The organism is Rhizobium pantanalense, assembly GCF_030182525.1.
Lineage (GTDB): Bacteria > Pseudomonadota > Alphaproteobacteria > Rhizobiales > Rhizobiaceae > Rhizobium.
The window spans coordinates 275,577-286,282 of sequence record NZ_JAQJCH010000007.1; the positions used below are offsets into that span (position 1 = coordinate 275,577).

The window sequence follows — 10,706 nt, forward strand, 5'->3', positions numbered from 1 at the left end:
CATGAGGCTCCTGATCGTCGAAGACAACCGCGAACTGGCATCCTGGCTCGGCAAGGCGCTGCGTCAGGCACAGTATGTCGTCGACATCGCTTATGATGGCGAAGATGCCGAGCACATGCTGAAAGTGGCGGCCTATGCCATCGTCATCCTCGATCTGTCGCTGCCGAAAATGGACGGGCTGACGCTGCTGAAGCGGCTGCGCCAGAGCGGCAACAAGGTGCCGGTCATCATCCTGACGGCCAATGCCAGTCTCGATGGCCGTGTTGCCGGCCTCGACAGCGGCGCTGACGATTACCTCGCCAAGCCTTTCGAGATTGCCGAGCTGGAAGCCCGCATACGTGCGGCCGTCCGCCGCGGTCACGACCGCGCCGCCCCGGAGATCGCCGTCGGTGACCTGGTATTCGATGGCGGCACGCGGCAATTCTATCTGGCCGGCGAATCTCTGGCGTTGACGCCGCGCGAACATGCCGTGCTCGAACATCTCGTCATGAAAGCCGGTACGACGGTCACCAAGGCGACGCTCTCGGAAAGCGTCTTCGGCTTCGACGATCTCGCCGACACCAGCGCCATCGAGATCTATGTGCATCGCGTCCGCAAGAAGCTCGAAGGCAGCTCCGTACAGATCGCGACGCTGCGCGGCCTGGGTTACCTCCTCCGCCATGCGCAATGACGAGACGTCTCCATCCAAAGGCCTCGTAAGCCGCGCCTTGGGCGGGGTAGCCAGTAGTCTTCGCGCGCAGCTGTTTGCCTGGGTCGTGTTGACCTTGATCGGCGCGATCTGCATCAACCTTTATCTAAGCTTCCGTTCGGCCGATGCGACCGCCGATCTTGTCACCGACCGCACGCTGCTCGCCTCCGCTCGCGTCATCGCGGAAGCGACGCATGTCGACGGAAGCGGCACCGTGCAGATCGACATTCCGCCGGCTGCGCTGGAAATGTTCGATACCGGCTATGGCGACCGCGTCTTCTATCAGGTGGTCACGGCGTGGGGGAACCTCATCGCCGGTTTTCCCGATCTGCCACGACCGAAACGGGATTTGAACGGCGAGGACATGACGTTTCGGACCGACGGCGTCCGGGTACTCATGCTGAGCCACCCGGTTGTTGGCCTCGATCAGGACAGCACGATTTCCGTCACCGTTGCCGTTACCCACAACAGCCAGTATGCCATGCGCCGCAGGCTTTGGCTGTCCGATTTCACCAAGCAGCTTGCTCTCGTCCTGCTCGCCGGCGTGGTAACCATCATCGGCCTGCAACGCGGCCTTGCCCCTGTACTGCGCCTGCGCGACGCCGTGCGCGAGCGCGGCCGCCAGCGCCTCGATCCGCTGGACCCTCACATGGTGCAGAACGAGCTTCGGCCGCTCGTCCACGCCCTGAACGATCATATGGAGCGGGTGCAGAACCAGATGGCGGCGCAGCGTCGCTTCGTCTCGAACGCCGCCCATCAACTACGCACGCCGCTCGCCCTAATCTCGACGCAAGCAAGCTTTGCTGCGCGCGAAACCGACAATATCAAGCGCGACGAGGCGCTGACGGCATTGCGGTCCAGCACGCGGCAAGTGACGCGGCTCGCCAGCCAGCTCCTGACGCTTTCACGCGCCGAGCCCGGCAGCCGCCGGCCACGAAGCGATACGATCGATCTGGCGGAAACTGCCCGGCGCGTGCTGGAAACGCTCGCCGAGGAAGCCCTGCGGCGCAATATCGACCTTGGGCTGGAGGCCGGCGAGGCGCCGGTGCATATCGAGGGCGACGGCACCATGCTGCGCGAAATGCTAGTCAATCTCGTCGACAATGCGCTGCGCTACACGCAGCCTAGCGGCCGCGTAACGGTCGGTGTTGGCCGAGAGGACGATACGGCTCTGCTATGGGTCGAGGACAACGGACCGGGCATCCCGGAAGCCGAACACATGCAGGTTTTCGAACGCTTCTATCGCATTATGGGCACCGAGCCGGAAGGCAGCGGCCTGGGGCTCGCCATCGTCCGCGAAGTCGTCGATGGCGCCGGCGGCTCGGTCACGCTTGGCGAAGCGACGGGTGGCGGCCTGCTGGTCCGCGTGCGGCTACCGGCTGTTTGAGGCACGAGGCCCGGTTGCCCACCACCCGCCCTCATGGTTCAAGAAGGCCCTTGCAGGCCTCCTCACCATAAGGGCTAACTTTCTGCGCAAGACCGCATGCTAAACTAGCTATACGATGCGGCGCGCACTCCATCCTCACCCTGAGGAGCGAAGCCTCGAAGGGCGAGGATGGCCCTGTCTTCCGACCAACAAAAAGGCCGGGCGAAACGCCCGGCCCCTGGCCTTGGGAGATGCCAGAAAATCGACCCTTAATGCGTGTCGAGGCTCTGCTGCGGACGCCAGCGGGTGATGCGGTTCTCGATGAGGGTCATGACGTATTCGGCGCCGAGCGTCACCACCATCACCAGGATGATCGCGGCATAGAGGCCGGCAGCATCATAGGTGCCCTTGGCGATCGAGATCAGGTAGCCGATGCCGGCCAACGAACCGACGAACTCGCCGACGATGGCGCCGATGATGGCGAAGGAGAAGGAAATGTGCAGGCTTGCAAAAATCCAGCTCATCGCCGAGGGCAGGATGACGTTGCGGGTGACCCGCCAGTTCGAAGCGCCGAGAATGCGGGCATTGGCGATCATGTTGCGGTCGGCTTCACGAACACCCTGAAAGGCATTGGCGAACACCACGAAGAACACCATGATGAAAGCGAGCGCCACCTTTGACGCCAGGCCGAGACCCATGATCATCACGAAGATCGGCGCGAGAACGACGCGCGGGATCGAATTGATCGCCTTTATGTAGATCGAGAGGATGTCGGAGGCGAGCTTGTTGCGACCGAGGGCGACGCCGACGAGAACACCAGTCACCGAGCCGATGATAAAGCCGATCAGCGCTTCTTCCATGGTGACGCCGAGGTGATACCAGAGCGAACCGCTTTCGGTCCCGTCGACGACCCACTCCCAGAGGCGCAGTGCGATGCCGTAAGGGCTCGAATAGAAGAACGGATCGATCCAGTGCAGGTCGGAGGCGAGCTGCCAGAGGCCGAGGATGGCAAGCAGAATGCCGATCTGCCATGCCTTGACGACATACTTGCGACGAGCGAGCGCCTTCAGCGCTGCGGCTTCGATTTCCGCGTCCGAGGTGCCGGCGCGGAAGATCGGGGCATTGCCTGCTTCGAGAGCTGTGTTTGCCATGATCAATCCTCCCTTATGCCGCTTCCGCGGCACGGCGATAGCTGGTTTCGACCTCTTCGCGCAGGTCGTCCCAGATCGTCTTGCAATAATCGATGAAGTTCTGCTCGTAACGGATTTCCGAGACGACGCGCGGGCGCGGCAGGTCGATCGTATAGACCGATTTGACTGTGGCCGGGCCGGCCGTCAGGACATAGACCTTGTCGGCGAGCGCGACGGCTTCCTCGAGATCGTGCGTGACGAAGACGACGGACGCCTGGCGCTCGGCCCAGAGCTTCAGCAGTTCTTCGTGCATCACCGTGCGGGTCTGCACGTCGAGCGCCGAGAAAGGCTCGTCCATCAGCAGGATTTCCGGCTCGTTGATGAAGGTCTGCGCCAACGAGACGCGCTTGCGCATGCCGCCCGAGAGCTGATGCGGATAGTGATGCAGGAACTTCGAAAGGCCAACACGGGCGAGCCAATCCCTGGCCATCTTTTCAGCCTCAGCCTTCGACTTGCCGCGAAACAACGGGCCGGCCATGACGTTTTCGATGACATTCTGCCAAGGGAAGAGCGCATCCGTCTGGAAGGCGAAGCCGACGCGCCGGTCGATGCCGCTAACCGGGCCACCCATCAGGCGGACTTCGCCGGCGCTCGGCTTGGCAAGGCCAGTGACGAGGTTGAGCGTCGTCGACTTGCCGCAGCCCGTCGGGCCGACAACGGCGACGAATTCGCCGCGCTCGACGGTCATGTTGAAATCGCGCAGTGCGGTCAGCGACTTGCCGGTCGGCGATACGAAACGGCGGCTGACATTGATGAGCTCGATCGCCGGGGTGCGGCGTTCATCCTGTTGCATGGTGCTGATCCTGACGCGTGCCTTCAGGGCGTGCACGCAAAGCCCAGTGAACTGCGAAGTCTCTAGAACCGCCGCTTCCGGAACCTGTCTGAAAACTGGCCGGAAGCGGCGTTCTGACTGCTTACTTGACGTTCTTCACGAATTCCGTCGTGTAGGTCTTCGATAGGTCGATCGTCTTGCCCTTGACGTTCTTGGAGAACTGCGAGAGCACGGCAAGAACCGTCTTCGGACCATCTTCAGGCATCACGCCGTCGGCCGTGAACATTTCCTTGCCGGCATCGAGAGCCTTGATGTAGCCGTCCTTGTCGCCGACGTAGAAGTCCTTCGGCATCTTGTCGGCGATCTCGGCGCCGGAGTGGGTGTTGATGAAGCGCAGCGTTTTGACGAAAGCATTCGCCAGCTTCTGCACTTCTTCCTTATGCGTATCGACCCATGCGGCATCCATATAGAGCGATGCGGCCGGATAGGTACCGCCGAGCGCTTCCTCGGTGCCCTTCAGCGTGCGCAGATCGACGAGGATCTTGGCTTCGCCGGTCTTCAGCAGGCGCGAGATCGTCGGCTCGGTGGTCATGCCCACCTGGATGGCATCCTGCTGCATGGCGGCGATGAAGGTCTGGCCGGCGCCGACCGGAACGGGGGTGATGTCAGCCGGCGAGAGGCCCGCCTTCGACGCCATGTAGAGCGTCAGGAAGTTGGTCGATGAGCCGAGGCCGGTGACGCCGGCGCGCTTGCCCTTCAGGTCAGCGAAGGACTTGATATCCGGATATTTGGCCGAAACCAGCTCGACTTCACCCGGCGCCTGGCTGAACTGCACGACGGACTTGATGAACTTGCCCTTGGCCTGCAGGTCGACGCAGTGATCGTAGAAACCGACGACGCCCTGAACGGCGCCAGCCAGCAGCTGGTTTTCGGCGTCGACGCCGGCGGATTCGTTGAGAAGCTCGACCTCGAGGCCTTCATCCTTGAAGTAGCCGAGGGATTCGGCGAGCTTGGCCGGCAGGTAGATCTGCTTTTCGTAGCCGCCCACCATGATGGAAATCTTGTCGGCAGCATTGGCGGCCGTGGCCGCAAACGAAGCAGCTGTCATGACGAGGGAAAGGGCTACGGTATGAAAAAAGGTGCGCGATGGACGCATCAATGTCTCCTCCTGTTTTATTCTTGCGCCATACGACGCTCTGGAAAGGCGCTTCCTCCACGAAGCTCAGCAAATCTAGCGCGGGCAACCTTTCAGTCAGCTTTCAGTGCGCAACCCTGCGAGGGAACATTGCGATTTTATGAACGCGGACGCCGACGGCTCGACTATGCCGCAGGCGCCCGAAACGCTACTGCGCACTATTTGACGTTCTTGACGAACTCGGTCGTATAGGTCTTCGACGGATCGATCGACTTGCCCTGCACATTCTTCGAGAACTTCGAAACCACGGCAAGGGATCTCCGCACAACGGGAAGCGTCATTGCATCTTGGCATTTCCCGTATCGCGACTATTTTAGATTGAGCGCTTTCGCTGGGAGGAACCATTGATGAGGATCATTGCCGCAGCCCTTATTCTGACGGTTATGGCGATAGCCGGGCCGGCATCGGCAATTTCCCGCTACGAGTCCCTCGGCAAGACTTGCGCATCGGTGCAGCAACTGATTGCCGCCGAACGCGCGGTGATATTGCGCTATCCATCGTCCCGTGGCGGCCCCGTTCTCTACGACCGCTATGTGGCCGGCCGCGGGCAATGCGACATCTCCGACTATGCCAGCCGCAGCTACGTGCCGACCAAGGATAACCCGGCCTGCCCTGTCTATAATTGCAAGTCGTCCTCGATCTTCAATCCGCATTGACGCGAATCAGCTTTTCTGCGGTTTATGCGTGTACGGAGCTACAAAACTTAATATAAAAAGACTTTTAGTTGAGCTTCACCCACATTTAACGCACATTTCGCGGGCAGATAGGGCACGCGCCCTTTGTCGTGAAGGGTCAAAGTATGGTGTAATTCACCAGCCCTATTTGAATAAGGAGATTGCGCAGTGAGTGCAAAAGTACCGAACCCGATCGATGCCTATGTAGGCTCTCGCGTCCGCACGCGCCGTCTTATGCTTGGCATGAGCCAGGAGCGGCTTGCCGAACAGATCGGCGTGACGTTTCAGCAGGTGCAAAAATACGAAAAAGGCACCAATCGCATCGGCGCCAGCCGGTTGCAGGCCATTGCCGGCGTGCTCGCCGTGCCGGTTGCCTTCTTCTTCCAGCAGGATAATTCGCAGCCGCTGAACACCGACGGCCTCGGCGCAATCAACGGGCTGGAGGATCTGTCGGATTTCCTGACGTCCAAAGAGGGCTTGAGCCTCAACAAGGCGTTCATGAAAATCAACGATCCAAGCATTCGCCAGTCCGTGCTGACGCTGATCAAATCGCTGGCAAGTACTTCCGATGCGCTGCCGGACCACCTTCCGCGCGCAACGAACGTATCGGTCGGCCTGCGCAACTAAATCATTTTCGCAAAAGTGGGCAGCGGTTTTGCGACGGCGACATGCGCGCGATCAAGGACCTGAAGCACAAGGAGCGAATCCGAAGGATCGCGACTCTCTTTGGGTCCCGAACTCCCCCCGAAAATTCCAGTTCGTCTACCCTGACATCGGCGCGGGCCGCCAAGATTGACATCCAGGCGGCACCAAAATCACGCTGATGGTGGAAGCACAGGCGGATTTTGCGCGCAAATGGTCGATGCGAGGCACCCTCCTACTCCTTGCATGCCGTATTTCACGCCTTGGAATTGCAAAAGCAAAATTTTGCAGCAATCACGCATCGTGTCACGCTGCATGTCACGCGCCAAGCTGCAAAACATGCGTTACGGTTTGCTCATGTTCCCGGCCTGACACGATTCGTCTGCCGGGAACGGGGGCAATAGAGGGCACGAAATGACAGCAGCACTTCCGATCGACACAGCATACCAGGATCCGGACTCGCTCAAGGAACTGGCATCAATCGCTCGGCTCATCACCTATGCACGGCAGAGCGCTAAAAACCTGAATGCGGAATTCCCGGTCTGGTGCCTGGATTTGGCGCTCGGGGCCGTGCTGCAGGAAATGTATGAAAATGGCTTGCCCAATCCCTTGTTCGAAGAGGGAACGGACACGGCAAACGTGGTGGCACACTAAATTAGAGTAATTCCGGCCTCTGCCGGATACGGAACGATGCCGGTATGGCTCAGCAGGCCATGTCGGCATTTTTCTTCGTGAGCCAAGATCGTCGGAACAGTCGGCCGAAAGCATGTCGCGCAGAAGCCTGCAGCGGTTTTGCGACAATGACCTCCATAAAATCAAACTCCACGCGCAAGAAACGAATTCAAAAGATCGCGGCGCTTTAACAGCCACCTTTGCGCGGCTGGACGCCGGCGGTAAAAATCGCGATGCAATGGCGCAGATGGCGCAACCGCGTTTCGCGATCCGGCCAATCCTTCGGACGCCCCGGCCTCGAAATCATCGCATCGAAGATCATGCTCATCAACATGCGCGCTCCGCTTGCCGCATCGGCAATTTCGATCAAGCCGCGCCGCTGCTGCTCGACAAGCCAATCCGTCAACAACTGCTGTGATGGTCTAGCGCCATAAGTGTGCAACAGCGTGGCGATTTCCGGAGATTGCTGCGACTCACTGATGGCAAGGTGAATGAAGGCGTCCCGTTCGCGCTCCTGATCCTCATCGATGTCGATCATGAATATCAGCTCGAGCGCCTTGTCGAACGGCAAATTCTCCTCCGTGGGCCGCGGCAAGGCCAGCATCGATGCACGATGCTCAGCGATGATGGCCTTGAAGAGATCGGTCTTGCTCGGAAACAACCTGTAGAGGGTCTGCTTCGAAATCCGGCACCGGGTAGCAACCAAATCCATGGTTGTGCCGCCGTACCCCAACTCATAAAAGGTCGCGCGCGCCTCCGCGACGACCTCCGCGCGGCGCGCATCGTCGTTCACGGTTTTCGGACGGCCGCGCGGACGGCGCTTGGCCTCCTGGTCGGCCTTGGCTGCTCTTTCCTTTGTCAGCACACCGTCTTGACCCCAACAGTCGAATACGATTGACATTTGAAGCAGTACAAATATTTTCTGTACGACTTGGTACTATAAATAAGGCAACAGGAAATAGCAACGTGCGAAAGCTCGCCCCTCCCACTTCTGCAATCGCATATCCGGCGATACCAGCCCGCCTTCCGGTTGGCCGCGGCTCGCTGACCACCGTCGGAATTGTCGCCGCGATGTTGCTGGTGGGCTGCAACCAGCAGAACTCCGCCCAGAACACCGCTCCCGCCGTCAAGACGGAAGTGAGCGCGATGTCGCTGCATCCGCAATCCGTCGCCATCACCGCCGAACTGCCTGGCCGCACCAGCGCCTACCTCGTCGCCGAAGTGCGGCCGCAGGTTGGCGGCATCATCCGCAGCCGCAACTTCAAGGAGGGCAGCGAGGTCCGGGAAGGCGATGTGCTCTATGAGATCGATCCGTCCTCCTATCAGGCATCGTATGACAGCGCCGCAGCCTCGTTGCAGAAGGCGGAGGGTGCTGTGCCCAGCGCTCAGGCCAAGCTCGACCGCTACAAGGGCCTGAGCGCCCAGAACGCGGTCAGCAAGCAGGATTTCGATGACGCGCAGTCCACGCTCGTCCAGGCTCAGGCCGATGTCGCCTCTGCCAAGGCGGCGCTGGAAACAGCTCGCATCAATCTCGATTATACCAAGATGAGAGCGCCGATCTCCGGCCGCGTCGATGCGTCCACCGTCACCGTCGGTGCGCTCGTCACTGCCGACCAGACGACGGCGCTGACCACCATTCGCCAGCTCGATCCGATCAATGTCGATGTCACGCAGTCGAGCACCAACCTGCTCGAGTTCCGCCGCGCCGTCGCCGACGGCCGGCTGAAAACGAGCGGCGACAACGTTTCCGTACATCTGACGCTTGAGGACGGCAGCCAATACAAGGAAACCGGCAAACTGGAATTTGCCGAATCCTCCGTTGCGGAAACGGTCGGCACCATCACCGTGCGCGCCGTCTTCCCCAATCCGGATCGCATCCTGCTGCCGGGCATGTATGTGCGCGCCACCATTCAGGAAGGCATTGCCGAAAACAGCTTCCTCGTGCCGCAGCGTGCCGTGACCCGCAACACGAAGGGCGAACCGATCGCCATGTTCGTGACCGCCGAGGGCAAGGTGCAGCAGCGGGTGTTGAAGGTGGAACGCAGCATCGGCAACAGCTGGCTTGTCAACCAGGGCGTTGCCGATGGCGATCGCGTCATCGTCGAAGGCGTCCAGCGTGTTCGCGACGGTCAGGAAGTCACCGTTTCTCCGGTAACGATTGACGATGCGACCGGCGAAGTGAAGCAGGCTGCCGCCGATAGCAAGTCGTCTGCGGAGCAGGCCGGCCTGGAAAAGACCGATATGAAAGCCGCCTCCGGCGTCCAGAAGTGAGGTTAGACGATGTCTCGTTTTTTCATCGACAGGCCGATCTTCGCCTGGGTGATCGCCATCGTCATCATGCTGGCGGGCACACTTTCGATCTTCACGCTGTCGATTTCGCAATATCCGCAGATTGCCCCGACGACAGTCAGCATCAGCGCCACCTATTCCGGGGCTGACGCCGCAACCGTCGAAAACTCGGTGACCAAGGTCATCGAGCAGGGCATGACCGGCATCGACAATCTCGACTACATGACATCGACTTCGACCTCGACGGGTCAGGCGTCGATCTCATTGACCTTCACCAACAAGGCCGATCCCGACGTCGCGCAGATGCAGGTGCAGAACAAGCTGCAGCTCGTCACCGCCCAGCTGCCGCAGACCGTTCAAAATACCGGCATCACCGTTTCGAAATCGACCTCGAACTTTTTGATGGTCGTCGGCTTCGTGTCGACGGATGGCAAGCTCAACTCGAACGATCTTGCCGATTACGTCTCCAGCACCCTGAACGACACGCTGAAGCGTATCGAAGGCGTCGGCAATACGCAGATCTTCGGTGCCGGCTATGCCATGCGCATCTGGGTGGATCCGGACAAGCTTGCCAAATATCAGCTGATGGTGAGCGACGTAACGAGCGCAATCCAGGCCCAGAACTCGCAGGTCTCGGCCGGCCAGTTGGGCGCCCTGCCGCAGCGCAAGGGCCAGCAACTCAATGCGACAGTCACCGCAAAGAGCCGCCTGCAGACGCCGCAGCAGTTCGAAAACATCATCCTGAAAAGCCAGTCCGACGGCTCGCTGGTGCGCATCAACGATGTCGCCACCGTGGAACTCGGAGCAGACAGCTATACGACGTCGACCACCTATAACGGTCATCCCTCCGCCGGTCTTGCGGTGATGCTCGCTTCCGGCGCCAACGCCATCAATACGGCCGAAGCGGTGCGGACAGCCATCGGCAATATGAGCGAGACCCTGCCGCCGAACGTGGAGATCGTCTATCCCTATGATACGACGCCCTTCGTGAAGCTGTCGATCGAGGACGTGGTCAAGACGCTGTTCGAAGCCATCGTGCTCGTCTTCATCGTCATGTTCGTCTTCCTGCAGAACCTGCGCGCCACGCTGATCCCGACGCTCGCTGTCCCCGTCGTGCTGCTCGGCACCTTCGGCGTGCTGGCGATGTTCGGCTATTCCATCAACACATTGACAATGTTCGGCATGGTGCTGGCGATCGGCCTTCTGGTCGACGACGCC

General features: G+C 60.3%; 11 protein-coding genes and 1 pseudogene. 7 read left to right on the plus strand and 5 right to left on the minus strand.

Annotated features, from left to right (window positions below):
* Position 1 precedes the first annotated feature (1 nt).
* Positions 2–670, plus strand: a complete 669-nt coding sequence (locus tag PH558_RS20330; RefSeq protein WP_095433066.1) for a response regulator — start codon at positions 2–4, stop codon at positions 668–670.
* Positions 660–2,075 carry a sensor histidine kinase gene (locus PH558_RS20335; protein ID WP_285206182.1) on the plus strand — a complete coding sequence of 472 codons (1,416 nt, stop codon included), beginning with the start codon at positions 660–662 and terminating at the stop codon, positions 2,073–2,075. Before PH558_RS20330 ends, PH558_RS20335 begins: the two co-directional genes overlap by 11 nt.
* Positions 2,076–2,323: 248 nt before the next feature.
* On the opposite strand, the gene PH558_RS20340 is transcribed toward PH558_RS20335, so the two are convergent.
* From PH558_RS20340 to PH558_RS20355, 4 genes and pseudogenes are all read right to left on the minus strand, one after another.
* Positions 2,324–3,205, minus strand: coding sequence for an ABC transporter permease (locus PH558_RS20340; RefSeq protein ID WP_095433068.1), 882 nt, complete (start codon positions 3,203–3,205; stop codon positions 2,324–2,326).
* Between the two features lie 13 nt (positions 3,206–3,218).
* On the minus strand, positions 3,219–4,037 hold the full coding sequence (locus PH558_RS20345) for an ABC transporter ATP-binding protein (protein WP_285206183.1): 819 nt from the start codon (positions 4,035–4,037) through the stop codon (positions 3,219–3,221).
* Positions 4,038–4,158: 121 nt separating this feature from the next.
* Entirely contained in the window at positions 4,159–5,172 is a 1,014-nt protein-coding gene (locus PH558_RS20350) for an ABC transporter substrate-binding protein (RefSeq protein WP_095433070.1), read from the minus strand.
* 197 nt (positions 5,173–5,369) lie between these two features.
* Positions 5,370–5,465 (minus strand): annotated as a pseudogene (locus tag PH558_RS20355) (ABC transporter substrate-binding protein); the annotation flags it as partial.
* Between the two features lie 93 nt (positions 5,466–5,558).
* Here PH558_RS20355 and PH558_RS20360 point away from each other — a divergent pair.
* The 3 genes from PH558_RS20360 (at position 5,559) to PH558_RS20370 (ending at position 7,181) form a co-directional block, all read left to right on the plus strand.
* A complete protein-coding gene (locus PH558_RS20360) occupies positions 5,559–5,867 on the plus strand; it encodes a hypothetical protein (RefSeq protein ID WP_113407900.1) in 309 nt (102 codons plus the stop codon).
* Between the two features lie 186 nt (positions 5,868–6,053).
* Positions 6,054–6,512 (plus strand): helix-turn-helix domain-containing protein, encoded by a 459-nt coding sequence (locus tag PH558_RS20365; RefSeq protein WP_095433072.1) that lies wholly within the window; start codon positions 6,054–6,056, stop codon positions 6,510–6,512.
* A 429-nt stretch (positions 6,513–6,941) separates the two neighbouring features.
* Positions 6,942–7,181 (plus strand): hypothetical protein, encoded by a 240-nt coding sequence (locus PH558_RS20370; protein ID WP_095433073.1) that lies wholly within the window; start codon positions 6,942–6,944, stop codon positions 7,179–7,181.
* 205 nt (positions 7,182–7,386) lie between these two features.
* On the opposite strand, the gene PH558_RS20375 is transcribed toward PH558_RS20370, so the two are convergent.
* Positions 7,387–8,064, minus strand: a complete 678-nt coding sequence (locus tag PH558_RS20375) for a TetR/AcrR family transcriptional regulator (RefSeq protein WP_285206184.1) — start codon at positions 8,062–8,064, stop codon at positions 7,387–7,389.
* Between the two features lie 101 nt (positions 8,065–8,165).
* Between PH558_RS20375 and PH558_RS20380 the strand changes: the two genes are divergently transcribed.
* Positions 8,166–9,470, plus strand: coding sequence for an efflux RND transporter periplasmic adaptor subunit (locus PH558_RS20380; RefSeq protein ID WP_483314168.1), 1,305 nt, complete (start codon positions 8,166–8,168; stop codon positions 9,468–9,470).
* Between the two features lie 9 nt (positions 9,471–9,479).
* On the plus strand, positions 9,480–10,706 hold a 1,227-nt coding region (locus tag PH558_RS20385), incomplete at its 3' end, for an efflux RND transporter permease subunit (RefSeq protein ID WP_285206185.1).

What these genes read in the sequence shown, in the direction of transcription:
- PH558_RS20330 (WP_095433066.1), top strand. Translation starts at nt 2, where the DNA reads ATGAGGCTCCTGATCGTCGAAGACAACCGCGAACTGGCATCCTGGCTC.
- PH558_RS20335 (WP_285206182.1), top strand. Translation starts at nt 660, where the DNA reads ATGCGCAATGACGAGACGTCTCCATCCAAAGGCCTCGTAAGCCGCGCC.
- PH558_RS20340 (WP_095433068.1), bottom strand. Translation starts at nt 3,205, where the DNA reads ATGGCAAACACAGCTCTCGAAGCAGGCAATGCCCCGATCTTCCGCGCC.
- PH558_RS20345 (WP_285206183.1), bottom strand. Translation starts at nt 4,037, where the DNA reads ATGCAACAGGATGAACGCCGCACCCCGGCGATCGAGCTCATCAATGTC.
- PH558_RS20350 (WP_095433070.1), bottom strand. Translation starts at nt 5,172, where the DNA reads ATGCGTCCATCGCGCACCTTTTTTCATACCGTAGCCCTTTCCCTCGTC.
- PH558_RS20360 (WP_113407900.1), top strand. Translation starts at nt 5,559, where the DNA reads ATGAGGATCATTGCCGCAGCCCTTATTCTGACGGTTATGGCGATAGCC.
- PH558_RS20370 (WP_095433073.1), top strand. Translation starts at nt 6,942, where the DNA reads ATGACAGCAGCACTTCCGATCGACACAGCATACCAGGATCCGGACTCG.